The organism is Pseudomonas sp. MPB03, assembly GCF_046605385.1.
GTDB classification, from domain to species: Bacteria; Pseudomonadota; Gammaproteobacteria; order Pseudomonadales; family Pseudomonadaceae; genus Aquipseudomonas; species Aquipseudomonas zanjanensis.
The window spans coordinates 6202849-6227585 of the sequence record NZ_CP176770.1; the positions used below are offsets into that span (position 1 = coordinate 6202849).

Here is a 24737-nt window from a genome sequence, read left to right on the forward strand (position 1 = left end):
AGCCAAACACAGAGCCAATGTGAGAGCGAGCTTGCTCGCGATAGCGGAAGGCCAGTTGCATTGATGTCGACTGACACGCCGCCATCGCGAGCAAGCTCGCTCCCACAGTGGAGATATCGGTCAATCCGCCGCTCGCCAGCCGCCCTTCAACTGTCTAGGCTAAGCCCCTGCCGCCCAATCGAGGATACCCGCATGTCCACCCCCAGCATGACGCTGTTCCACAATCCCGCTTCGCCCTTCGTGCGCAAGGTCCTGGTGCTGCTGCACGAAACCGGCCAGCAAGACCGCGTGGCGTTGCAGCTTAGCCAGCTCACGCCGGTCAAGCCGGACCGGGCGCTCATCGATGACAACCCGTTGAGCAAGATCCCGGCCCTGCGCCTGGCCAACGGAACAGTGATCCATGACAGTCGCGTGATCCTCGATTACCTCGACCACCAGCACGTTGGCAACCCGTTGATCCCCCGGGACGGCGCGGCGCGCTGGCGGCGCCTGACCCTCGCCTCCCTGGCCGACGGGATCATGGATGCGGCGGTGATGATCCGCTACGAAACCGCGCTACGCCCCGTGGAAAAACACTGGGACGAATGGCTCGATGCGCAACGGGACAAGATTCGCCGTGCCCTGGGCCTGCTCGAAGCCGAGGCGATTGCCGAATTGGCCAGCCATTTCGACGTGGCCTCCATCAGCGTGGCCTGCGCCCTGGGCTACCTGGACCTGCGCCATCCCGACCTGGAGTGGCGCAAGGCCAATCCGCAATTGGCGCAGTGGTTTGCCGAGGTGAGCGTGCGGCCCTCGATGATCGAGACGGTGCCCAGGGTTTAGCCTTGCGTTAACCGTGCCGGCCTCATCGTCGGAACGCCGCCCGGAGCAAGCTCGCTCCCACAGGGGACTGTGGTGTTCTTTGTGGGAACGAGCTTGCTCGCGATGGCAGCGCACGGATCCAGCGGAAACAACCCAGCAATGCGCATCACCAACACCTCCCGCACCCGCTGATCGTCCCGCAAGCCCAACGACCGGCTCATTTCACCTCTCCCAGATCGAAACTCATCGCCGCGGCCGGCTTCGACCCGACCCCATACCAGTCCAGCTTGCGGGTCAACACCATGAACACGCCCAACAGGCTGAACAACAATAGCGACCCCATCAACAGTGCGTAGTCCTCAGCGCTCAACAGGCCGTAGAGCAAGCCGTACAAGCCCGCCAGCCCCGCCGAAAACCCGAGGCCGTGGCTCACGCTGCGCAGCACATGGCAGACATAAAACCCGATCAATACGACACAGGCACTGGCCGACACCAGGTACGCCAGGGTGAAGCCGATGTGCTCCGACAACGACAACAGCAGCAGGTAGAAGAATGCCAGCGCCACGCCCACCAAGGCGTACTGGACCGGGTGCACCGCCAGGCTCTTGAGCACTTCGAAAAGGAAGAAGCCGGCGAAGGTCAGCGCGACGAACAGCAACGCATATTTAATCGCCCGGTCGCTCTTGAGGTATTGGTCCACCGGATCGATGAAGCTCACCCCGAAGGCACGGCTGCGGAACGCTTCACAGCTATCGCTAGGCTCGCAGGCTTGCAGCGTTTCCAACAGGTTGGTGGAGAAAAACGACGTTTGCCAGTCAGCGCTGAAACCCTGCTCATTGATCTCGCGGTTGGTGGGCAGGTAGTTGCCGATGAAGCTGGGGTGTGGCCAGTCGGCCGACAGGTGCACCTTGGTGGATTTGCCCACCGGCAGAATCTGGAAGTCGCCCGTGCCTTGCAGGCGCAGGTCAAAACCGAAGGTCAGCTCGGGGCCGCCCTGGGCGGTGATCATCGGCAGCGGCACATGCACGCCCTGCCCCAGCCAGCCGAGTCGCGAGCCGGGCAGGAAATCAACGGTCTGCTGGTTCAGCGTCAAGGTCAACGCATTCTCGATGCCACGAATATCGCTGATGCCGACGCTCAGGTACGGCTCGTCAAAACGGTAATCGGCAAAGTCCTTGGCAGCGACACCGTAGCGCTCAGGCACCTTGAAGCGGCCATCGATACGGTTGTCGGCGTGGAACATCCGCGCTTCGTAGATGCCCCGGGCACGGGTTTCAGTGCGGATCTGGCCGTCGAGCTCGAATTGCTCAGGCAAAAAATATAACTCGCCTGTTCGTTCGACGGTTTCCAGGAAACGCACACCGGTCTTCTCGTTGGTGTTCCAGACCTTCACGCTCTTGCGAAACGGCACCACGATCATCGGCCCGATCAGTTGCTGGTTGTAGCTGGAGCTGCGGGCGATGTCCTGCAGCACACCGTCGCGCAACTCCTGGCGCTCGTCGATGAGGCCATTGATCATCAACAGCGGGATCATCAGCAAGAGGATCAAGAGGGCGATCATGCCCAGTTTAATGGCGAGGCTGCGGTTCATGTGGGGCTCTCCCTGTTCGAATGAGGGAGAGTCTGGGGTGGCTGTGTGAGGGGTTTATGGGGGAAATGTGGAGATTGTGTGGAGACTGAAATCCACCTGCCCCATGAAACCTGTGGCGAGGGAGCTTGCTCCCGCTCGGCTGCGAAGCAGTCGCAAAAGGGGCCGCTTCGCAGCCCAGCGGGAGCAAGCTCCCTCGCCACAAGAGTGTTCCAAACTGAGTAACTGGGTGTTCAGGGCAACCTCAGCACCACCTCCACCCCACCCTCGACATTGCCAATACTGAATTGCCCCCCATGCAACTGCACCACTTCTTCGACAAAGTTGAGCCCCAGGCCGGTGCTCTTGCGGCCGCTGTCCGGGCGCGGCAGGGAATAGAAGCGCTCGCTCAAGCGCGGCAGTGCGTAGTCGGGGATCGGCGCGGCCTGATTGAACAGGCGGATCTCGACACGATTCCCACGGCGCTCGGCGCTCACTCGCAGCAGGCCGTTGATGGGGGTGAAGTCCAAGGCGTTTTCCAGCAGATTGCCCAAGGCCTGGCGCAACAGGAACGGCTCTCCCGTCAGTGCCAGGTCGCCAGCGATCTGCTGTTCAACCGTCAACTGGCGACTTTCAATCCAACCGCCGCGCGCTTCCAGCAACTCAGCCATCAGCGCCGCCAGCGGCACTGCGACTTCTTCCTCCAGCCCTTGGCGCTGCTCGATCTGGGCCAGGTTGAGCAAGCGCTCGATCAACTGCTGCATGCGCACGCTTTCATTGTCGATGTTGCTGACAAAGCGCTGGTGCTGGGCAGCGGGCATGTCGCTTTGCAGCAGCTCGGCAGCGCCACGAATCGCCGCCAGCGGGCTCTTGAGTTCGTGAGTGAGCGTGTGCACGTAACGCTCGACGTAGGCCTTGCCTTCGAGTTGGGTGCGCATGTGCTCCACCGCACCGGCCAGTTGCTCGAATTCACCGCCACGATAATGCGGCACTTCCACCCGACGCCCCTGGCTGACCGCCTGGGCGTAGATCGTCAAACGCCGCAGTGCCGCGCTGAGCCACCAGGACAACAAGCCGCCCAGCAACAAGCCCAGGGCGACCAGCCCGGCACCATAGATCAACAGCCGCCGCTCGGTGCGATCGACATAAGGCTGCAAGGAACTGTTGGGCTTGGCGACGGTGACAACGCCAATGATCCGGCCGTTGTCGCGAATCGGCGCACCGACGTGCATCACCGAAGACGCCGGATCGTCCGGATCGCTGCGACTCGAACGGGCGCCGTAGTGGCCGCGCAGGGTCAGGTAGACGTCGTTCCAACGTGAATAATCCTGTCCCACCGCCACGCCACTGGAATCGAGCACCACGATACCCTTGGCATCGGTGACATAGATGCGATGGCTGACCTGGTTTTTCGGCAAGCCCCAGATCGTCGCCGCCGGCTGGCGCTCGCCATAAGCCCTGAGCAATTGTGGCCAACGATTCTGGTTGAGGGTGCCGGCCTTGAAATCGTCCCGCAGGATCTCGGCCATCAGGTTGGCAGTGTCCACCAGGGTTTCCTCGGTGGACTGGCGCACGCCGGGGCGGATTTCCTCCATGACCGTGTTGAGCACGAAATAACCGGTCAGGGCGATAAACAGCACATACACCAGGAAAATCCGGATCCCCAGCGACATCAGCTGTGCCCCGGGCTGTAGCTGTAGCCCAGGCCTCGATGGGTCTGGATCGGCTCGGCCTCGGCGCGGACCAGGCGCAATTTGGCGCGCACGCTCTTGATGTGGCTGTCGATGGTGCGCTCGTAGCCGGCATCGCTGGCAACGCCCAGAGCATCGAGCAATTGTTCGCGGCTGAAAACCCGCTCGGGCTGCTCCAGCAGGCAATTGAGCAGGCGAAATTCGTGGCGGGTGAGGTTCAGCGGGGTGCCGCGATAGTTGATTTGCACGCGGTCGGCATCGACCTGAAACAACGCCGTGCCCACCTCCGCCACCGGCCGCGGCGCCACGCGCTTGAGGATCGCCCGGACCCTGGCCGCCACTTCGCGGGGGCTGAAGGGTTTGACTACATAATCGTCGGCACCGATTTCCAAGCCCACGATCCGGTCGATCTCGCCATCCCGGGCTGTCAGAAAGATGACCGGAACGTCGCTGAAACGTCTGATTTTTTTACAAGTCTCGAATCCGCTGATATCCGGCAGGCCCACATCGAGAATGATCAGGTCCGCCGGGGTGTTTTTCTGGTGTTCAAGAGCGGCTGCGCCAAGGCTCAACCAAGTGGTATCAAACCCCTCCCCTTGCAGGGCAAACACCAGCGTATCGGCGATGGCGGCTTCGTCTTCGACAATCAGAATATGAGGCATGGCTTGCGGGCCCGGCAGTAAAGTTGCCGGAACGGTGCCGCAAGGCTTGGGGTGAGTCAATCAGGGAAATCAGCAGTCCGGCTTATCCGCCGTAAACCGCCGCGCCGGGTTCACCGCCGCCCCGAACTCACGCAACGCCTTGGCCCCAATCAACAGCGGATAATTGAAACTGCTGCGGTCGGTCAGGTTGACCTCGACCGTGCGCTTGACGTTGCCCAGGCACAACTCCAGATCGACCACCGGGCGCTTGGTGGGGGCGATCTTTTCGTCGTCGTCCTCATCCTCTTCGGAACGGGTCTTGATCTTGCTGATGCGGGCGATCTTGTGTTCGTAGACCTTGTTGTCCGCGTCCTTGGTCGCCAGGCGGAAGCGCACCCAATCGTCGCCGTCACGGGTGAAGGTCTCGATGTCCTTGGCCGACAGCGAGGCGGTCAGGGCGCCGGTGTCCATCTTGGCCTTGAGCACCTCACCGCCGATTTCCGGCAGCGCGATGTATTCGTAGCGCCCGTACAGGGTCGGCTCGGCGGCCAGCACCGGAAGGGCCATCAGGGAAAGCAGGGCGAGAACTGATTTCATGTAGTAAGGGCTTCCATTGTGGGCGTGGTTTTTTAGACCGTGGCTGATGAATTCGTTCGGTTGATCGCACAGCGGCCAGAGATTGCTCCCGCTGGGCCCTGTAGGAGCTGTCGAGTGAAACGAGGCTGCGATCTTTCCAAAGACACTTGAGTCCAAAAAGATCGCAGCCTTCGGCAGCTCCTACAGGGCCCAGCGGGAGCAATCTCTGGCCACAAAAGCCAGCCCAGTCTAGCCAAGTCCAAGTGAAACTTTCGTCCAAGCCGATTTGGCCTACCACCCGAAGCTTGCTTATCATGACCCGCCTACCCGTTTGCAAGAGTCATCTATGCGCCGCCTGCTCACCGGCTGTTTCGTCACCCTGTTGCTGTTGCTCAACACCCTGGTGCTGTTCGGGCCGCTGATGGTGTTCGCACTGCTCAAACTGGTCCTGCCCGGGCGCTTTCGCGACTATGCCTCGTGGGCAGTGATGTGGATCGCCGAGACCTGGGCCGAGATCGACAAGCAGATCTTTGCCCTGTGCATCCCCACCCGCTGGGACATCCGCGGCGGCGCGGACCTGCGCGGCGATACGTCTTACCTGGTGATCAGCAATCACCAATCCTGGGTGGACATCCCTGCCCTCGTCCAGGCCCTCAACCGGCGCACGCCGTTCTTCAAGTTCTTCCTCAAGAAAGAACTCATCTGGGTGCCGTTCCTGGGGCTGGCCTGGTGGGCCTTGGATTACCCGTTCATGAAACGCTACACCAAGGCGTTCCTGGCAAAGAATCCGGAGCTGGCCGGCAAGGACCTGGAAATCACCAAGGCCGCCTGCGAGCTGTTCAAGCGCCAACCGGTCACCGTGGTCAACTACCTCGAAGGCACCCGCTTCACCGCCGCCAAAAGCCAACAACAGCAATCGCCCTTCACCCACCTGCTCAAGCCCAAGGCCGGCGGCGTGGCGTTCGTGCTGGCGGCCATGGGCGAACAACTGGACGCGGTGCTGGACGTGACCGTGGTCTATCCGCAAGACCGCATTCCCGGGTTCTGGGACCTGATCAGCGGCGCAGTGCCCCGGGTCATCATCGACATCCAGACCCGCGAACTGGACCCGGCACTCTGGCAGGGCGATTACGAAAATGACCCGGTGTTTCGCCAGCAGGTGCAGGACTGGGTTAATCGGCTCTGGACTGAAAAGGACCGGCGCATCGCCCAATTGCGCAACGAGGGGATGGGAACCTAACAGTTCTGATGGATTACCCCACGGCCCAAGAACCGACCTTGATGCCGGGGCTGGACACGCGTTGCGCCAGCCAGCTCCCTCACACGTGCAGGCGGGAAAACGCCGACTACCTCAGCTTGAGATTCTGAGACCCCTGTGGCGGATGTTCGATGTCGCCACGCTCATCAAACGCCCGCACCATTCCCCCAAATCCCCCCCAGGTTCTGCAGCAGCGAACCGGCAACGCCCTGTTGGCCGAGGTACTGCAGAATGATCGGGGCAAACTGGCCGATCATGCCGCTGTCCATGCCCAGCGCGCTGAAGGCATTGTTCAGGTCGCCGGTATCCTTGACGTTACCCAGCAGGCCGTCGAGCAAGGCATTGTTATCCGACCCGCCACCGAGCAAACCACCCAAGCCATTGAGCCCGCCGATGGCGCTGTTTCCGGCGATCTGATCCAGGCCCGGCACACTTTTGCTCAGTTCGGAAAATTGCGGCTCGCTAAGCCGATTCTTCGCCAGCCCCAGCATCGCACCGGCACCGCCGATGGCCTGTTCCGGCGTGATTTTCAGTTCCGATCCAAGGGTGTTGAGCAACCCGGCCGCTTTCGGTGCAGCGGCCACCATGCCCTCTTCCTCGCCTGAGCTGCCCTGCATGGCCGACACCACATTGGCGGCATCGCTAAGGCTGAACTGCGCGAAGGCCGGGCTGGCGGCGAGTATCAACAGCCAAGACAGTGCAAAACCGCGTGAAACCTTCATCCCGGACATCCTCTTGAACACGAAAAAGCCGCCCATGATGAGCGGCGTAAAGCGTGCTTTGGACTGGCGCGGGCGGAGATTGTTCCTAAAGGTATTAGGCTAATAGCCGATAGCCACCACAGAAAATTCTTCCGAGGTCGTAAGAACTGTCTGATTTAACGAAAACCGCGCTTTTTTATATAGCCAAAAGTTACCAAACATCCATATACAGTTCAAAATTGACATAAATAACTGTCAGCCTCGACAGTAACCCGCCCGACCAAAGCCGTGAATCGTTGAACTGAGCCCTGGAGCCTGGCACATGAAAAAAATACTGGCTGGAGGCGCGGTGCTGCTTTTGCTGATCATTGGCCACGTCCAGGCCGGTGAAATAACCTGTCCCGCCGTCACTGACATCCGCAGAAACATCGAATCGGTTGAAGACGTGTTTTTCGTCGATGTACAGGACGACCACGAATGGGCGAGCGAAAGCCTGGTGGACGTGGTCAACCCGGCATCGTTGCAATTCGAAGGGGCCGAGTACGTTATCCATAAGGACGATGGAGGCGAGCAGACACCCTCCCGTGCGACCATCACATGCAGGTACGGGGCGATCAACCTGAAGCTGGACTATCAACAGATCCAGGAACCGGCCTTTTCAAAGTGGGTAAGCAATCGCTGCGAAAGCGCGGATACACGACTGTGCAGGTTGATGGACGGCGACTACTTCAACTTGATTTATTGATCGATAATGGCAACCGCGTCACTGTTCCAGCACGCCCCCTCTAAGCGCTCTGCCACCGCCTGCCCCCTTTACCGTACAGTGCGACTTCCTCCAGCAGAGTGTGTCCATGAACGTACAAATCGGCGGCGCCACCCTCGCGGTCATCCTGACCGGCATGCTCATCGTCCTGGGCGTCAACGAATGCCAACGCGGTCCGCTGAATCCGGTCGTTGCCGAGGGCACCAGCGACGAACAAAAAACCTGGCTGACCATCGAACACCGCATCAAGCGCTCCGACCCGACTTTGACCGACGTGACCCGCGACCAACAAACGCTGACCGTGCGCTACCGTCCTGGCACTTGCGCGGATGACTGCGAGCCTTGGGTTCCGCATATGCTACGGGTCGTCGGCCACGGCTTGGCGGCGCTCAATGGCGCGCCGGGGGGCAAGCAGTACACGCAAGTGACGGTCAAGGCGGGGATCCTTGCAGAGGATGACCTGGAACTGGTCTACGACATGCCGGGGTTCGACGCCATCAAGACCCAACAAGGCGGCTACGAAACCTTTGCCGGCATGCCCCGCAGCCTGACATTCAGCGGCGACGCCCTGGCCCAGGCGCAAGCCTATTGCCGAGGCCCCAGCGCCAAAGGGTTCTACCCTGAATTCTGCGAACGGGTCGAGACCGCTACTGCCCAAGAGTAACCGTGGCGAGGGAGCTTGCTCCCGCTGGGGTGCGCAGCACCCCCAATGAAGCGGATGGCATCTTTCCGATACACCCCGGTGACTGGCTTTGGGGCCGCTTCGCAGCCCAGCGGGAGCAAGCTCCCTCGCCACAACAGCGCTCGAACGCCGTCGACTAAAAATCTTACAACTACTTGGGAAATCACCCGCAACAGCGAGCCTTGCCCAAGCCAATCCGCGATGCCTATAGTTGTCCCGTCGTCCACATGGCGACTCGGGTTTGGCGACTCGATAAACTGCAGTCAGAAGCCCTGCTTTTTGGCACGGGCTTTTGCACTCGCAAAACTGCTTATGGCAGTTGTGCGCGGGAGACTCTCGGGTCTGCCGATTTGCAGTTTTCGGTTCGCCAACCCGCGTACAACTGCCACCCATTCGTTTGGCGACGAGTGAGTGGCGGCTCCCACTAAACTGCTGAGATCTTGCCCAATGAACCGATACATGCCCCTCACCGGCGTCGACTGCTCCCCCGCCGCCCTGCTCATCGACACCCAAGCCCCCCTCGACGTCCTCCACGAAACCGCCGCCTACCGCATCCGCGCCGTCACCCAACTGTTGGAAAACATCGCCTTTCGCGAAGAACTCAGCTCCGACGCCGTCGTCCTCCACGACTTCGCCCTGCTCCTGGCGATTCCGTTGCGCGATGGCTGCGACGTGCTGGACGTGATTGGCCGCCGCTTGCAGGCACAAGCCATGGCCTGACCGCTGCGGCAGTTATTCGACTATCAATGCGCAAGCCGTTATTTCCTCTCGGTATTGCCTACTGTCAATGTTGACAGTAGGCAGCCATTTATACGGGCTCTAAGCTCAATCGTGACAACGATAAAGGCTCTGGGCAACCCACCGTCCCTGTGCCTTTCTTCATTCGGCAAGCAGGAAGAATAAAAATGAGCGACCAAATCAAAGGAACCGTGAAGTGGTTTAACGATGCAAAGGGTTATGGCTTCATTACCTGCGGCAATGGAGGCGAGGACTTGTTCGTTCATTTCTCGGCCATCGCCGGCAAGGGTTATAAAACATTGAAACAGAAGCAGACGGTTTTTTTTGAGATCGAGAAGGGCGACAAAGGCATGCAGGCCACGAGAGTGACGCCGGAATAAAACGCCTTCCATTCCAGGGAACGACCCCATGTCGGCGAACCGCAAAACGCTGCTCTGCCGTTACCACTACGACCCACTGGATCGCCTGGTCGATTGCACACCATCGGCCCAGGCCCGCACCCAGCGCTTCTACCTGAAAGAACGCCTGACCAGCGAAATCCAGGGCTTGGTACAGCGCTCGATTTTCCAGCAGGACGACCGACTCCTGGCGCAACAACAGCGCCAGGATGGCACCGTCGAAACCACGTTACTCGCCACCGATCAGCAACGTTCGGTGCTGCACGCGCTCGATGCCACACAGCCTCATCCCCTCGCCTACACACCTTACGGCCATCGCTCTGAGGAAAACGGCTTACTCAGCCTGCTCGGCTTCAACGGCGAACGGCCTGATCCGGTGACGGGACATTATTTGTTGGGTAATGGCTATCGGGCGTTCAATCCGGTGTTGATGCGGTTTAACAGTCCAGATAGCTGGAGTCCGTTCGGTGAAGGGGGAATGAACGCGTATGTCTATTGCCTAGGGGATCCAGTAAATATGAATGACCCTACCGGACACGTTGGTAATTTATGGAAAGGCATCCAGAGTTTCTTGAAAATTAGAAGACCGAGCCCGGTAGCTCCCTCAAATCTAGATTTAAAACCGATCAAGCAGGTTAAAAATATCGCAAGTAACGTAACTACCTTTGTGGACAGTTACAAAAATGGCACGCGCTTCAATATAGTCGCCCATGGCCGACCAGGCAAGGTGCTTGTAGACGAAAAACTCCTCACACCGGTGGAGTTCAGGGACTACATCACCCAGCATGTAAATCTACACGAATATAAAATCACGAGACTAATCTTCTGCCATTCAGCCGACGCCTCTTTTGCCAAACATTTTGCCCAATTAACAAACCAAGACGTGAAAGCATTTTCAGGACCAATTGCATTTGGACTTTACTCCAACTCACGAAAACTACTAAAACTCGGTACCACAGAAACAAAAAAAGCCAAAGCAGTGCGCATTTTAAAATCCCCGAACGAAACAGAAATTGGAAACATAACTGTACCGCCCTATAACACCAAAAAATTTAGTCCAACAGGATCAATCAGAAGCCCCTAAGCTGTTTTTTTCCAGCAGTTTACAAGCACTTATAGCCCCAAACCGAAATCTTGACCTCCACGCATATAAAGCAACTTGTTATAATCGCCAAACCAAACTTAGCCGAAAACACTGACCAATTAGGTAACAACAATAACGATTTCTCGTTACAATGAGTAGGACATCTTCCCTAGCGCTCCGACTATCATCACCGACGAGTTGCTGGCCTTGGCAAACAACCTAACACTTGTGCTAGCTAGACAACCGCCTTTCTCCCTGAACATGATAGTGCTATCTGTATTTCCCACAGAGCAAAGCCCATGTCCTCCACAGATAAAACCGTGCTCTGCCGTTACCACTACGACCCACTGGATCGCCTGACCGATTGCACACCATCAGCCCAGGCCCGCACCCAGCGCTTCTACCTGAAAGAACGCCTGACCAGCGAAATCCAGGGCTTGGTACAGCGCTCGATTTTCCAGCAGGACGACCGACTCCTGGCGCAACAACAGCGCCAGGACGGCGGCGTCGAAACCACCTTGCTCGCCACCGATCAGCAACGCTCGGTGCTGCATGCGCTCGATGCCACACAGCCCCGCGCCCTCGCCTACACACCCTACGGCCATCGCCCCGCGGAAAACGGTTTACTCAGCCTGCTCGGCTTCAACGGCGAACGGCCGGACCCGCTGACGGGACATTATTTGTTGGGTAATGGCTATCGGGCGTTCAATCCGGTGTTGATGCGGTTTAACAGCCCGGACAGGCGCAGCCCCTTCGATAAAGGTGGAATAAACGCTTACGCCTATGCCTTGGGAGATCCTGTTAATTACACGGACCCAACAGGCGAGTTTGCCCAATGGATATTGCCGACGATACAACGCGGTTTAACCATTGCGCTGCACAGCATAGTTCCAGTGAGCATGATTTTAGGACCTAAAGCTAATGGTCCGGCGCTGTGGGCCACCCGTGCCAGTCTGTCAGGTTCCGCAATGAGTGCTGTGGGGGCAGTCATGCAACTTGCAGGCAACACGTATGGCCCCTTGGTCTCGGCCGCGGGCACGGCAGCGTTAGTGGGAGGAGCCTTGACTCGCGGCGCCATCGCCGTGCTCAACGCGTACAAAGCTGGCTCGCTGGGGCAGATGATAAAAGATAACGTTAGAAATATTCTTGGACTCCCGAAGCGAGTTACAATCCAACTACCGAAGGAAATATTTACGCTATCTTCTGTATCCGTCACCATCCCCCAATCTTTACCTTATGGACTTACACCGCACTCCAATTATATAAGGGCCCCTAGTTATCATTTTGTTTGATTTAAGTAGACCCGACAACCAAACCTAACACTTCTGCTAGCTAGACAACCGCCCTTCTCCCTGAACATGATGATGCTATCTGTATTTCCCACAGAGCAAAGCCCCATGTCCTCCACAGATAAAACCTTGCTCTGCCGTTACCATTACGACCCACTGGATCGCTTGGTCAACTGCACACCCTCGACCCAGGCCCGCACCCAGCGCTTCTACCTGAAAGAACGCCTGACCAGCGAAATCCAAGGCTCGGTACAACACTCGATTTTCCAGCAGGCCGACCAACTCCTGGCGCAACAACAGCGCCAGGAGAGCGCCGTCGAAACCACGTTACTCGCCGCCGATCAGCAACGTTCGGTGCTGCACGCGCTCGATGCCACACTGCCCCGTCCCCTCGCCTACACACCCTACGGTCATCGCCCTGCGGAAAACGGCTTACTTAGCCTGCTCGGCTTCAACGGCGAACGGCCGGATCCGGTGACGGGGCATTATTTGTTGGGTAATGGGTATCGGGCGTTCAATCCAGTGTTGATGCGGTTTAACAGCCCGGACAGTTTGAGTCCGTTTGGGGAAGGTGGGTTGAATACTTACGCCTATTGCGTGGGAGATCCGGTTAATTGGAATGATCCAACAGGACACACTTGGTGGGTAGCGGCGAGTTTTCTGAGCCCCTCTGGGGTCAAGAGCCTAGCAACCTTGTCATTGCGACGCCTGAGCTTACCAGCAGCAGCGCTTTCTCCACCATCAGTGTCTGCAGTCGGAACCAACAATTCGGTAGTGATTATTCCCAATGCTTATCTTCCTCCGCCCTCCCACTTTTCTCTAGCTCGCCGTGCCAATAGCGTAAAGCCTATACATCAATCCCCAGCAACCAACGCTGCATTTGCGGAACCACGGTCGATCACGCTTGGCGGGAAAGGAGCTAATACAGTCAACACACCAAGCAAAGCAACCGTTAAAAAGCCCCTCATTGGCACCGAACAGCGCCGTTGGATCTACTCAAAAGAAGGCGCGAGGTTCGCGCGAAGCGGTTTAACCAAGGCCGCACAGGAACGTTTCGATATATTCCAAAACTTAATTCATCATAACGGCATCTCAGCAGCCGAAGCTTCCCGACTGGCAGGCCAAACACAACTTAAAAAACTAACTGGCCAGCAATATCAAATACGTCTTAGCAAAGGAGAGCGAGTAACTTTCGAGATTCAAGAAAAAGCTCGAATAGTCAGAATCCTTCAGGTTGGGGGACACACTTGATCTAGCTGGACAAACCCTGTGCATCTGCCTGAGCCTACTACCTCCGTCGGAGTTTTTATTCAGAGCCAAACCCATGCCTGCTACAGACGAAACGCTACTTTGCCGCTACCACTATGACCCTCTCGATCGCCTGGCCGGTTTCCTGCCGGCCACCCAAGCCCACACCCAGCGCTTCTACCTGAAAGAGCGCCTGACCAGTGAAATCCAGGGCTCGGTAAAACGCTCGATTTTCCAGCAGGACGACCAACTCCTGACGCAACAACAGCGCCAGGATGACGACATCGAAACCACTTTGCTCGCCACCGATCAGCAACGCTCGGTGCTGTACGCGCTCGAAACCACGCTGCCTCATCCCCTCGCCTACACACCCTACGGCCATCGCCCTGCGGAGAACGGTTTACTCAGCCTGCTCGGCTTCAACGGCGAACGGCCGGACCCGGTGACCGGGCATTATTTGTTGGGCAACGGGTATCGGGCGTTCAATCCGGTGTTGATGCGGTTTAACAGCCCGGACAGTTTGAGTCCGTTTGGGGAGGGTGGGTTGAATGCGTATACGTATTGCGCTGGAGATCCAGTGAATCACCAGGACCCGACAGGACATATCAGATGGCCGGGGCAGATGTCATATCCCTTCCCTAAAGCCATGACAGCGATAAAAAAAGTAACCGTCACATCGGAACCAATCAAAAACATAGGCCCATTTGACAAACTCTTAGGCGCACCCCACATTCTCGATAACATCGTGAGCAATATAGAATCCAAATATTTACTGGAACTATCACTGACATCCAAAGGTATGTACGGCTTAGTAAAATCCCACTTACGCCCAGTCTTTAATGGGGCTGCGAAAGAGGTTCCATTGTTTCTGCATCCCGAGCTACTATCCATTGGCAAGGGCAAGTCGAAGGGCCATCTGCCGTCGCAAGTTTTAGAAAATGAGACGTTGCTTTCTTTTGCCAAACGTTCCCAACGCAGCACCAACCCTATGGCCGAACTCGCCAAGAAGATGACTCTCAGCGCTCACACTAAAGCAAAGCTATTAGAGTCTAGACACGCTCTAAAGCGCCCTTCAACAGTAATCCACCAACACCCCCAAATCAAAAGAATCCGCCAGACGACAGCCGATCAGAACTTATAATTGAGATTTGCGCCTGATAAATAAAAAGGGCGACATCACTGTCGCCCTTCTCCCGTCTAGCTTCCAGCCTTACGCCGCACTAAACAACTTATGCGGTCAATCACAAACTTCTTCGACACACCCGCATCAAACTCGCCATGACCCTTCGGCGCATCATCCAGGCTGATCACCTGCACACCGACGATTTCGGGGGCCGCAACGGCCCAACAGTAACCGTGGCGAGGGAGCTTGCTCCCGTTGGACTGAAGCAGCCAGCCGGCTATTTTCGTTTGGTCTACCCTACTGTTATTTCTGACAGTAGGCTCAAGCACGACGCTCAGCAATCATCGTTACTCCGATCCACAAGGGAGTACATGAAATGCGCAGTTTAATAATTGGCTTGCTTTGCGTCGCTGGCCTCTTGGGCGTCACCCATGCTGCGAACGCAGCAAACTGTCCCGCTGTAGGAGAAATAGTGTTTCGTTTGGGGCCGGAGCCCATTCCTGGCCGAACGATCTACGACGAATACAGTGTGAAGGACACCTCTGGAAAAATTATCTGGCGGGGTGAAGCCGTAGGCCCTAATTTTTTAGAACCTGATTACCAAATGACGTTAAAAACGTCCAGCCCTATAGCAAATACCTGCATATATAGTTATCGGGAGACATATCAAGATGACGATAGCTACCCGCCTCAGCCGGCCTGGAGGAATGCAGAGCTGAAACTCTATAAACAACCTTGAGGGCCAGTTATATATCAATAAAAAGGGCGACATCACTGTCGCCCTTTCTCCGTCTTGCCTACAACCTTACGCCGCACTAAACAACTTGTGCGGATCAATCACAAACTTCTTCGGCACACCCGCATCAAACTCGCCGTACCCCTTCGGCGCATCATCCAGGCTGATCACCTGTACGCCAACGATTTCAGCAATATTGATACGGTCCCACATGATCGCCTGCATCAGCTGGCGGTTGTATTTCATTACCGGGGTCTGGCCGGTGTGGAAGCTGTGGGATTTGGCCCAGCCCAGGCCGAAGCGGATGCTCAGGCTGCCCATTTTTGCGGCGGCATCGACGGCGCCCGGGTCTTCGGTGACGTAGAGGCCGGGGATGCCGATTTTGCCGGCGACGCGGACCACGCCCATCAACGAGTTGAGCACGGTGGCCGGGGCTTCGTGCTTGACGCCGTCATGGCCGTGGCCGCGGGCTTCGAAGCCTACCGCATCGACGGCGCAGTCGACTTCAGGCTCGCCCAGCAGTGCGGCGATCTGCTCGTGCAGCGGTGTATCGGTGGACAGGTCGGCAATTTCGAAACCCTGGGCCTTGGCGTGGGCCAGGCGAACCGGGTTGACGTCGCCGATTATGACCACGGCCGCGCCCAGCAGGCGAGCGGAAGCGGCGGCGGCCAGGCCAACCGGGCCGGCACCGGCGATGTAGACGGTGCTGCCAGGACCAACGCCGGCGGTGACGGCGCCGTGGTAGCCAGTGGGCAGGATGTCGGACAAGCAGGTCAGGTCGCGGATTTTCTCCATGGCCTTGTCCCGGTCCGGCAGTTTCAGCAGGTTGAAGTCAGCGTACGGCACCAGCACGTATTCGGCCTGGCCGCCGGTCCAGTCGCCCATGTCCACGTAACCGTAGGCACCGCCGGCACGGGCCGGGTTGACGGTCAGGCACACACCGGTGTGTTGCTCCTTGCAGGAACGGCAGCGCCCGCAAGCCACGTTGAACGGCACCGACACCAGGTCACCGATTTTCAGGTTCTCGACGTCGCTGCCCTTCTCGATCACTTCACCGGTGATTTCGTGACCCAGGACCAGGCCGGTCTGGGCAGTGGTACGGCCGCGGACCATGTGCTGGTCGGAGCCGCAGATGTTGGTGGAGACCACGCGCAGGATGACACCGTGCTCAATCTTCCTGCCGCGCGGGTCCTGCATTTTTGGATAGTCGATTTTCTGTACTTCGACCTTGCCGTTGCCGAGATACACGACACCACGATTACCAGACATGCTTTCACCTCGCTGTTGTTTTTGTGGAACTGCGTTGCCCAGGCAGGCAGCGCGTTGATTGCTCGGGTTAGTGCTTGTGGCTTTGTTTCTTTGTTGTCTGTAAGGGCCTCATCGCGAGCAGGCTCGCTCCCACAGTGGATCGTCGGTGTGTTCAAGATCTGCTGACCGACACAGATCCTGTGGGAGCGAGCCTGCTCGCGAATGGGCTGCGAAGCGGCCCCAAAAATCTAAAGAACCACAGTACGATTGGCGTTCAAGAACACCCTTCGCTCAATGTGATACCCCACCGCCCGGGCCAACGTGAGCCCTTCGATGTCCCGGCCCTTGGCGATCAGGTCTTCGGGATAGTGGCTGTGGTCCACCACTTCCACGCCCTGGGCGATGATCGGGCCTTCGTCCAGGTCGTTGTTGATGTAGTGCGCCGTGGCGCCCACCAGCTTCACGCCTTTGTTGTAGGCCTGGTGATACGGCTTGGCGCCCTTGAAACCCGGCAGCAACGAGTGATGGATATTGATCGCCTTGCCGTCGAGCTTGCGGCACAGTTCCGGCGACAGCACTTGCATGTAGCGGGCAAGGATCACCAGTTCGGCGCCGGTGTCTTCGATCACCTGCCACACCTGCCGCTCCTGGGCCGGTTTGTCGTTCGGGTCCAGGGGGAAATGGTAGTAGGGGATCTGGTGCCAGTCGGCCAGGGGCTTGAGGTCCGGGTGGTTCGAAACCACGGCCACCACGTCCATGGACAATTGGCCGATGCGTTGGCGGTAGAGCAAGTCGTTGAGGCAGTGATCGGCCTTGGAGACCATGATCACCACTTTGGGCCGGTAGTTGGGCGGCGTCAGTTCGAAGACCATGCCGAAGGCTTGCGCGCGCTCGGCCAGGCCGGCACGGAAGTTCTGCTCGTCAAAACCGTCGGGCTGGCGGAACTCCACACGAATGAAGAAACGCGCCGAGAGCCGGTCGTCGAAGGAGTGGTGCTCGGTGACGTAGCAGCCCTGCTCGAACAGAAAGCGGGTCACCGCATCCACCGTGCCGAGCACGCTGGGGCAGTCGGCAGTCAAGATCCATGTGTCTGGGGCGCGGCTCATTGCGGTGACTCCTGTTCAAAATTAACGAAGCGACGCAGAACCCCGTGGCGAGGGAGCTTGCTCCCGCTCGGTTGCGCAGCAACCGCCAAAAGCGAGGGCCGCTGCGCAGCCCAGCGGGAGCAAGCTCCCTCGCCACAAAAGCCGTGGTCGGCTTTAGTCCTTATGCCTGCACGCTCAACCCATACTCCGCCGCGGCATCCTGCAACCACAGCCACCAGTAATCGGAGAAGCTGCGGCGGATCACCAGTTCCCAGGTGTCTTCAGCGGTGTGGCGGATCACCAGTTGCGACTTGGCGAACACCGTGCCCACGGCCTTGCCCACCGGAAAGTTGCTGGGATGAACATCGTAGCTGGTGGATTTCATCAGCACGTCGCGCACGTTCGGGCCGGACAGTTCGAGGATCTGCTGGCCGCCGCTGACATTGACGATCTGGATGTGCAAGTCGCCCAGGGCTTCACGCAGTTTCTGCTCGGCGGCGAATTCTTCGCCGGTGGGCACCACCAGCAGCCATTCATCCGGGCCGAGCCATTGCAGGCTGGTCTCGCCCTTGATGACGACGGCCAGGGCACCTGGCAATTCCAGGCCCAGGGCCTTGTGGACACCGGCGGCGAACGCCGGGTCGTGGCCGTCGCCACGAATGGTCAAATGGCCCAGGAGTTTTTTCTCGCGCACGGTCACGCCGGCGTTCTTGCGACCCTTGCCCACCAGGCTGGCGAGGTCGGCATGGTGCAGCGACGACTCGGCCTTGGCCCCGGTGGTTGGGCGTTGTTGGTACACGTTGACTGCGGTCATATGGAGCACCTGTCTGAATGCTGTTGAGTCAAACCCTTGCGGTGGCCGTCAGGCCGTCATCGCGAGCAAGCTCGCTCCCACAAGGGTTACACGATCAACTGTGGGAGCGAGCTTGCTCGCGATGAAGCCGGCGCGGTATCGCCGGTCTCCCACAGGACCTCAAGCCCACTAGATATTCTGCCGATCCCCCTTCGGATCGAAGAACACCGAAGAAACGATCTCTGCCTCGATCACACTGCCGTCGGCCAATGGCGCGAACACGCGCTCGCCCATCCGCTTGAGGCCGCCCTTGACCACGCCCATGGCAAACGAATAACCCAGGGAGTTGTGGGCATAGCTGGAGGTCACGTGGCCAACCATGGTCATCGGGATCGCCTGCTTGGTGTTGAACACCAGTTGCGCGCCTTCCGGCAGCCAGACATTCGGATCGATCGGCTTGAGGCCCACCAGTTGCTTGCGGTCTTCACGCACGCAATCTTCGCGATTCATGCCGCGCCAGCCGATCCACGAGAACGGTTTGGTCCGGCCGACGCACCAGCCCATGTTCAGGTCGTCCGGGGTCATCGAGCTGTCCGTGTCCTGGCCGACGATGATGAAGCCCTTCTCGGCCCGCAGTACGTGCATGGTCTCGGTGCCATACGGGGTCAGGTTGTACTGCTTCCCGGCCTCGACGATTTGTTCGAGCACGCCCATGGCGTAGTCGGCCTGCACGTTGATTTCGTACGACAGTTCACCGGTGAACGAGATCCGGAACACCCGGGCCGGCACGCCGCCCACCAGGCCTTCTTTCCAGGTCATGAACGGGAAGGCGTCCTTGTCCAGGTCGATGTCGGTGACGTGGTTCAGCAGCTTGCGGCTGTTGGGGCCCGACAGGGTCATGGTCGCCCAGTGGTCGGTGACCGAGGTGAAGTACACCTTCAGGTCCGGCCATTCGGTCTGGTGATAGATCTCCAGCCATTGCAGTACGCGCGCGGCGCCGCCGGTGGTGGTGGTCATCAGGAAATGGTTGTCCGCCAGACAGGCCGTCACGCCGTCGTCGAAGACCATGCCGTCTTCCTTGCACATCAGGCCGTAGCGGGCCTTGCCCACGTCGAGCTTGGTCCAGGCGTTGGTGTAGACGCGGTTGAGGAACTCGCGGGCGTCCGGGCCCTGGATGTCGATCTTGCCCAGCGTCGAGGCGTCGAGCAGGCCGACGCTGTCACGCACGGCCTTGCATTCGCGCTTGACCGCGGCATGCATGTCTTCGCCATTCTTCGGGAAGTACCAAGGGCGCTTCCACTGGCCGACGTCTTCGAACTCGGCACCGTTTTTTACATGCCAGGCATGCAGCGCGGTGAAACGCACCGGCTCGAAGATGTGCCCACAGTGCCGGCCCGCCACCGCGCCGAAGGTCACCGGCGTGTAGTTCGGACGGAACATGGTGGTGCCCATCTGCGGGATGCTCACGTTCAGCGAACGGGCCGCGATGGCCAGGCCGTTGACGTTGCCCAGTTTGCCCTGGTCGGTGCCGAAGCCCAGTGCGGTGTAGCGCTTGACGTGTTCCACCGACTCGAAGCCTTCGCGGGTGGCGAGTTCGATGGCGGCGGCCGTGACGTCGTTCTGCAGGTCGACGAATTGCTTCGGCGCCCGGGCAGTGGATTTTTCGTGAGGCACCTGGAACAGCGCCAGGGTCGGTTCTTCATGACGACTCAGGGCTTTGGGCAGCACGCCCTCCACCGCCTTGAAGCCGGCTTCGCTGGCCGCGCGCACGCCGCCTTCAAAACCGTCGGCCAAGCTATCGCCGAGGCTGTAGACGCCGTTCACACCGCCGACGCAGACACGCTTTTGCGGCGCTTCGCCCGGTACGAAACCGAGGATGTCTTCGCGCCAGATCGGCTTGCCGCCCAGGTGCGACGCCAGGTGGACCACCGGGCTGTAGCCGCCGGAGCTGGCCACCAGGTCGCAGTCCAGCCATTCGCCAGGGCTGGTGACTTTGTGGGCGCGGACGTCGATCGCGGCCACACGGGCCCCGGTGACGCGCTTGCTGCCACGGGCCTCGATCACGGCGCTGCCGGTGAGGATACGGATGCCCTTGGCGCGGGCTTCTTCCACCAGCGCACCCCGTGGGTTGCTGCGGGCATCGGCCACGGCGATCACTTGCAGGCCGGCGTCGAACCAGTCCAGGGCCACGCGATAGGCGTGGTCGTTGTTGGTGCTCAGCACCAGTTTCTTGCCCGGCGCCACGCCGTAGCGGCGGATGTAAGTAGAAACCGCGCCAGCCAGCATGTTGCCCGGCACGTCGTTGTTGCCGTAGACCAGCGGCCGCTCGCAGGCGCCGGTCGCCAACACCACGCGCTTGGCACGAACGCGGTTGATGCGCTGGCGAACCTGGCCGATCGGTGCGCGGTCGCCGAGGTGGTCGGTGAGGCGCTCGTGGATGGTCAGGAAGTTATGGTCGTGGTAGCCATTCACGGTGGCGCGAGGCAGCAACACCACTTCGGGCATCGAGCGCAGTTCAGCCACCGCAGCCGCGACCCACTCGGTCGCCGGCTTGCCGTCCAGGCTCTCGCGGGAGTCGAGCAGGCTGCCGCCGAACTCTTCCTGCTCATCGGCCAGGATCACGCGGGCACCGCTGCGGCCAGCCGCCAACGCGGCAGCCAGGCCAGACGGGCCAGCGCCCACGATCAGCACGTCGCAGTGACGGTTCATGTAGTCGTAGGTGTCCGGATCGTTCTCGGTCGGCGAGCGACCCAGGCCCGCGGCCTTGCGGATGTACTTCTCGTAAGTCATCCAGAACGATTGCGGGTACATGAAGGTTTTGTAGTAGAAGCCCGGCGGCATCAGCTTGCCGCCGACCTTGCCGAGAATCCCCATCATGTCGTTGTTCACGTTCGGCCAGCCGTTGGTGCTGGTGGCGACCAGGCCCTGGTACAGCGCCTGTTGCGTGGCGCGCACGTTCGGGATTTGCGTGGCTTCGGTGGCACCGATCTGCAGCACCGCGTTCGGCTCTTCGGCACCGGCGGCGTAAATGCCGCGCGGCCGGGAATACTTGAAGCTGCGGCCGATGATGTCGACACCGTTGGCCAGCAGCGCAGCGGCCAGGGAGTCGCCCTCGAAGCCTTTGTAGGTCTGGCCGTTGAAGGTGAAGCTCAGCACTTTGTTGCGGTCGATCCGTCCGCCGTTGGACAGGCGATTGATCTGGCTCATACCTTCTCTCCCAGAGCCTGTGCAGCCGCTTTCGGACTGTCAGCCTTGTCGGTGAACTGCGGCTTTTGGCCGATCTTGTAGGTTTCGAGAATCTCGTAGGTCACGGTGTCACGGGTCGCGTTGAAGTACTGACGGCAACCGGCGACGTGGTCCCACAGTTCATGGTGCAACCCGCGTGGGTTGTCACGGAAGAACATGTAGTCGCCCCACTCCTCGTCGGTGCAGGCGTTCGGATCCAGTGGACGCGGGATATGCGCCTGGCCGGATGCATGGAATTCCTCTTCGGAGCGCAGTTCGCCGCAGTGAGGACAGAAGATATGCAACATGGGGATTTCTCCTGTTAGTGGGCAACCGCAGCAGCGCCGTGTTCATCGATCAACGCACCGTTGTGGAAACGGTCGATGGAGAAAGGGGCGGCCAATGGGTGCATTTCGCCCTTGGCCAGACTCGCGGCAAACACGTTGCCCGAGCCAGGTGTTGCCTTGAAGCCGCCGGTGCCCCAACCGCAGTTGAAGAACATGTTCGGCACCGGGGTCTTGGAGATGATCGGGCAGGCGTCCGGGGTGGTGTCGACGATGCCGCCCCACTGACGGTTCATGCGCACGCGGGACAACACCGGGAACATCTCGACGATGGCCTGGACCGTGTGTTCGATCACCGGGTACGAGCCACGCTGGCCGTAGCCGTTGTAGCCGTCGATACCGGCGCCGATCACCAGGTCGCCCTTGTCGGACTGGCTGATGTAGCCGTGCACGGCGTTGGACATGATCACGCTGTCGATGATGGGCTTGATCGGCTCCGACACCAGCGCTTGCAGCGGGTGGGATTCGATCGGCAGACGGAAGCCGGCGAGCTTGGCCATGTGCCCGGAGTTACCGGCAGTGACCACGCCGACGCGCTTGGCGCCAATGAAGCCCTTGTTGGTTTCCACGCCGATGCACACGCCGTTTTCCTTGCGGAAACCGATCACTTCGGTCTGCTGGATCAGGTCCACGCCCAACGCGTCCGCCGCCCGGGCAAAGCCCCAGGCCACGGCATCGTGACGGGCCACGCCGCCGCGACGCTGTACGGTGGCGCCCATCACCGGGTAGCGGGTGTTCTTCGAGCAATCCAGGTACGGGATCTCGTCGGCCACTTGCTTGGCGTTGAGCAGCTCGCCGTCCACGCCGTTGAGGCGGTTGGCACTGACGCGACGCTCGGAATCACGGATGTCCTGCAGGGTGTGGCACAGGTTGTAGACGCCACGCTGGGAGAACATCACGTTGTAGTTCAGGTCCTGGGACAGGCCTTCCCAGAGTTTCATCGCGTGTTCGTACAGGTGGGCCGATTCGTCCCACAGGTAGTTGGAGCGCACGATGGTGGTGTTGCGCGCCGTGTTACCGCCGCCCAACCAGCCCTTCTCGACCACGGCCACGTTGGTGATGCCGTGTTCCTTGGCCAGGTAGTAGGCAGTCGCCAGGCCATGCCCGCCACCGCCGACGATGACCACGTCGTAGACCTTTTTCGGGGTCGGCGTGCGCCACATCCGCTGCCAGTTTTCATGATGGCTGAGTGAGTGTTTGAAGAGGCCGAAGCCCGAATAGCGTTGCATAGTCATTTACTCCAAAACCGACTCAGCGATAAACCGGGAAGTCCGCGCACAGGGCCGCCACTTGCTGCGCGACATTGGCCTCGACATCGGCATCGCCGAGGTTGTCGAGGATGTCGCAGATCCAGCCGGCCAGCGTGACGCACTGGGTAACCTTGAAGCCACGGGTGGTCACCGCCGGGGTGCCGATGCGCAGGCCAGAGGTCACGAACGGCGATTGCGGGTCGTTCGGCACGGCGTTCTTGTTGACGGTGATGTGGGCGCGGCCCAGTGCAGCATCGGCGTCCTTGCCGGTCAGGCCCTGACGGATCAGGCTGACCAGGAACAGGTGGTTATCGGTACCACCGGACACTACATCGTAGCCGCGCTTGATGAACACGCCAGCCATGGCCTGGGCGTTATCGATCACTTGCTGCTGGTAAGCCTTGAAGCCAGGCTCCGCCGCTTCCTTGAAGCACACCGCCTTGCCGGCGATCACGTGCATCAGCGGGCCGCCCTGGGCGCCGGGGAATACCGCGGCGTTGAGCTTTTTCTCGATTTCTTCGTTGGCCTTGGCCAGGATCAGGCCGCCACGTGGACCGCGCAGGGTCTTGTGGGTGGTGGTGGTGACCACGTCGGCGTATGGCAGTGGATTCGGGTACAGGCCAGCGGCAACCAGGCCAGCGACGTGGGCCATGTCGACGAACAACAGGGCACCGACCTTGTCGGCGATCTGGCGGAAACGTGGGAAATCCAGGGTCTTGGAGTAAGCGGAGAAACCGGCGACGATCATCTTCGGCTTGCACTCGACCGCCAGGCGCTCGACTTCGTCGTAGTCGATCAGGCCCGTGGTGGTGTCGATGCCGTATTGCACCGCGTTATAAAGCTTGCCCGAGGACGACACCTTGGCGCCATGGGTCAAGTGACCGCCGTGGGCCAGGCTCATGCCCAGGATGGTGTCGCCGGCTTGCAGCAGGGCCAGGTACACGGCGCTGTTGGCCGACGAACCGGAGTGCGGCTGGACGTTGGCGTAATCAGCGCCAAACAGCTGCTTGGCGCGCTCGATGGCCAGGGCTTCGACTTTGTCGACGTGTTCGCAACCACCGTAGTAGCGCTTGCCCGGATAGCCTTCGGCGTACTTGTTGGTCAGGCCGCTGCCCTGGGCCTCCATCACGCGCTTGCTGGTGTAGTTCTCTGACGCGATCAGTTCGATGTGATCTTCCTGGCGTTGCTCTTCGGCGTTCATCGCCGCCAGCAGTGCATCATCGTAGCCTTGGATTTGGTCTTGCTTGCTGAACATCGCGTCTCTCCCAGCGGCGGCGGTGCGCCTTTCGTCTCGGTGAGGCACGGACCGTTTCGGTCGTGCCCTTTGGATGCGATGGTATGGCTGGCGCAGGCATGTCAAATGCCTATGGACGCCACGCAAAGGTGCGTTTACGACATGTGCTCAAATGGAATGGAACACTCCCCCTGTGGCGAGGGAGCTTGCTCCCGCTGGAGGGCGAAGCCCTCCCAGAAAGGCCCACGCAGATCTACCTGAT

The 24737-nt window shown here is 59.6% G+C and carries 22 protein-coding genes and 1 pseudogene; 10 read left to right on the plus strand and 13 right to left on the minus strand.

Annotation, left to right across the window (positions count from 1 at the left end):
- The first annotated feature begins 192 nt into the window (after positions 1-192).
- The gene (locus ACLH0I_RS27095) at positions 193-822 is read left to right on the plus strand and encodes a glutathione S-transferase (RefSeq protein WP_411385815.1); all 630 of its coding nucleotides are present in this window, start codon (positions 193-195) and stop codon (positions 820-822) included.
- Between the two features lie 196 nt (positions 823-1018).
- On the opposite strand, the gene creD is transcribed toward ACLH0I_RS27095, so the two are convergent.
- The 4 genes from creD to ACLH0I_RS27115 form a co-directional block, all read right to left on the minus strand.
- Entirely contained in the window at positions 1019-2392 is a 1374-nt protein-coding gene (gene creD, locus ACLH0I_RS27100; RefSeq protein ID WP_411385816.1) for a cell envelope integrity protein CreD, read from the minus strand.
- 230 nt (positions 2393-2622) lie between these two features.
- Positions 2623-4041, minus strand: coding sequence for a two-component system sensor histidine kinase CreC (gene creC / locus ACLH0I_RS27105; protein ID WP_411385817.1), 1419 nt, complete (start codon positions 4039-4041; stop codon positions 2623-2625).
- Entirely contained in the window at positions 4041-4721 is a 681-nt protein-coding gene (gene creB, locus ACLH0I_RS27110; RefSeq protein WP_186706919.1) for a two-component system response regulator CreB, read from the minus strand. Before creB ends, creC begins: the two co-directional genes overlap by 1 nt.
- Positions 4722-4790: 69 nt before the next feature.
- Complete coding sequence (locus tag ACLH0I_RS27115) at positions 4791-5297, minus strand: ATP-dependent zinc protease (RefSeq protein WP_411385818.1); 507 nt, start codon at positions 5295-5297, stop codon at positions 4791-4793.
- Between the two features lie 325 nt (positions 5298-5622).
- Here ACLH0I_RS27115 and ACLH0I_RS27120 point away from each other — a divergent pair, with 325 nt between their 5' ends.
- Positions 5623-6516, plus strand: a complete 894-nt coding sequence (locus ACLH0I_RS27120; protein WP_411385819.1) for an acyltransferase — start codon at positions 5623-5625, stop codon at positions 6514-6516.
- Between the two features lie 164 nt (positions 6517-6680).
- On the opposite strand, the gene ACLH0I_RS27125 is transcribed toward ACLH0I_RS27120, so the two are convergent.
- Complete coding sequence (locus ACLH0I_RS27125) at positions 6681-7256, minus strand: DUF2780 domain-containing protein (protein WP_250962094.1); 576 nt, start codon at positions 7254-7256, stop codon at positions 6681-6683.
- A 301-nt stretch (positions 7257-7557) separates the two neighbouring features.
- On the opposite strand from ACLH0I_RS27125, the gene ACLH0I_RS27130 reads away from it, so the two are divergent.
- The 8 genes from ACLH0I_RS27130 to ACLH0I_RS27165 all read left to right on the plus strand — a co-directional run bounded on the left by ACLH0I_RS27130 (position 7558) and on the right by ACLH0I_RS27165 (position 14578).
- Positions 7558-7980, plus strand: coding sequence for a DUF3757 domain-containing protein (locus ACLH0I_RS27130; RefSeq protein WP_411385820.1), 423 nt, complete (start codon positions 7558-7560; stop codon positions 7978-7980).
- 106 nt (positions 7981-8086) lie between these two features.
- Positions 8087-8662 (plus strand): hypothetical protein, encoded by a 576-nt coding sequence (locus ACLH0I_RS27135; RefSeq protein WP_411385821.1) that lies wholly within the window; start codon positions 8087-8089, stop codon positions 8660-8662.
- Positions 8663-9127: 465 nt separating this feature from the next.
- On the plus strand, positions 9128-9400 hold the full coding sequence (locus ACLH0I_RS27140; RefSeq protein WP_018603560.1) for a hypothetical protein: 273 nt from the start codon (positions 9128-9130) through the stop codon (positions 9398-9400).
- 185 nt (positions 9401-9585) lie between these two features.
- Positions 9586-9798 carry a cold-shock protein gene (locus ACLH0I_RS27145; RefSeq protein ID WP_411385822.1) on the plus strand — a complete coding sequence of 71 codons (213 nt, stop codon included), beginning with the start codon at positions 9586-9588 and terminating at the stop codon, positions 9796-9798.
- A 28-nt stretch (positions 9799-9826) separates the two neighbouring features.
- Positions 9827-10900: an RHS repeat-associated core domain-containing protein gene (locus ACLH0I_RS27150; RefSeq protein ID WP_411385823.1), complete on the plus strand. Its 1074-nt coding sequence runs from the start codon at positions 9827-9829 to the stop codon at positions 10898-10900.
- A gap of 299 nt (positions 10901-11199) precedes the next feature.
- Positions 11200-12192: an RHS repeat-associated core domain-containing protein gene (locus tag ACLH0I_RS27155; RefSeq protein ID WP_411385824.1), complete on the plus strand. Its 993-nt coding sequence runs from the start codon at positions 11200-11202 to the stop codon at positions 12190-12192.
- A gap of 105 nt (positions 12193-12297) precedes the next feature.
- Positions 12298-13440, plus strand: coding sequence for an RHS repeat-associated core domain-containing protein (locus ACLH0I_RS27160; protein WP_411385825.1), 1143 nt, complete (start codon positions 12298-12300; stop codon positions 13438-13440).
- 73 nt (positions 13441-13513) lie between these two features.
- Complete coding sequence (locus ACLH0I_RS27165) at positions 13514-14578, plus strand: RHS repeat-associated core domain-containing protein (protein ID WP_411385826.1); 1065 nt, start codon at positions 13514-13516, stop codon at positions 14576-14578.
- Positions 14579-14647: 69 nt separating this feature from the next.
- On the opposite strand, the pseudogene ACLH0I_RS27170 reads toward ACLH0I_RS27165, so the two are convergent.
- The 8 genes and pseudogenes from ACLH0I_RS27170 to glyA form a co-directional block, all read right to left on the minus strand.
- Positions 14648-14766: pseudogene (locus tag ACLH0I_RS27170) on the minus strand (hypothetical protein); the annotation flags it as partial.
- A gap of 599 nt (positions 14767-15365) precedes the next feature.
- Positions 15366-16565 (minus strand): formaldehyde dehydrogenase, glutathione-independent, encoded by a 1200-nt coding sequence (gene fdhA / locus ACLH0I_RS27175; RefSeq protein WP_122566627.1) that lies wholly within the window; start codon positions 16563-16565, stop codon positions 15366-15368.
- A gap of 227 nt (positions 16566-16792) precedes the next feature.
- Positions 16793-17650: a formyltetrahydrofolate deformylase gene (gene purU / locus ACLH0I_RS27180; RefSeq protein ID WP_039590651.1), complete on the minus strand. Its 858-nt coding sequence runs from the start codon at positions 17648-17650 to the stop codon at positions 16793-16795.
- Between the two features lie 160 nt (positions 17651-17810).
- Positions 17811-18443 carry a sarcosine oxidase subunit gamma gene (locus ACLH0I_RS27185; RefSeq protein WP_250965666.1) on the minus strand — a complete coding sequence of 211 codons (633 nt, stop codon included), beginning with the start codon at positions 18441-18443 and terminating at the stop codon, positions 17811-17813.
- A 168-nt stretch (positions 18444-18611) separates the two neighbouring features.
- Positions 18612-21629 carry a sarcosine oxidase subunit alpha gene (locus ACLH0I_RS27190; protein WP_411385827.1) on the minus strand — a complete coding sequence of 1006 codons (3018 nt, stop codon included), beginning with the start codon at positions 21627-21629 and terminating at the stop codon, positions 18612-18614.
- Positions 21626-21955 carry a sarcosine oxidase subunit delta gene (locus tag ACLH0I_RS27195; RefSeq protein ID WP_186707145.1) on the minus strand — a complete coding sequence of 110 codons (330 nt, stop codon included), beginning with the start codon at positions 21953-21955 and terminating at the stop codon, positions 21626-21628. The genes ACLH0I_RS27190 and ACLH0I_RS27195 overlap by 4 nt, the downstream gene beginning before the upstream one ends.
- Positions 21956-21969: 14 nt before the next feature.
- On the minus strand, positions 21970-23220 hold the full coding sequence (locus ACLH0I_RS27200) for a sarcosine oxidase subunit beta (protein WP_003177603.1): 1251 nt from the start codon (positions 23218-23220) through the stop codon (positions 21970-21972).
- A 22-nt stretch (positions 23221-23242) separates the two neighbouring features.
- Positions 23243-24496 (minus strand): serine hydroxymethyltransferase, encoded by a 1254-nt coding sequence (gene glyA, locus ACLH0I_RS27205; protein ID WP_207967332.1) that lies wholly within the window; start codon positions 24494-24496, stop codon positions 23243-23245.
- Positions 24497-24737 lie beyond the last annotated feature (241 nt).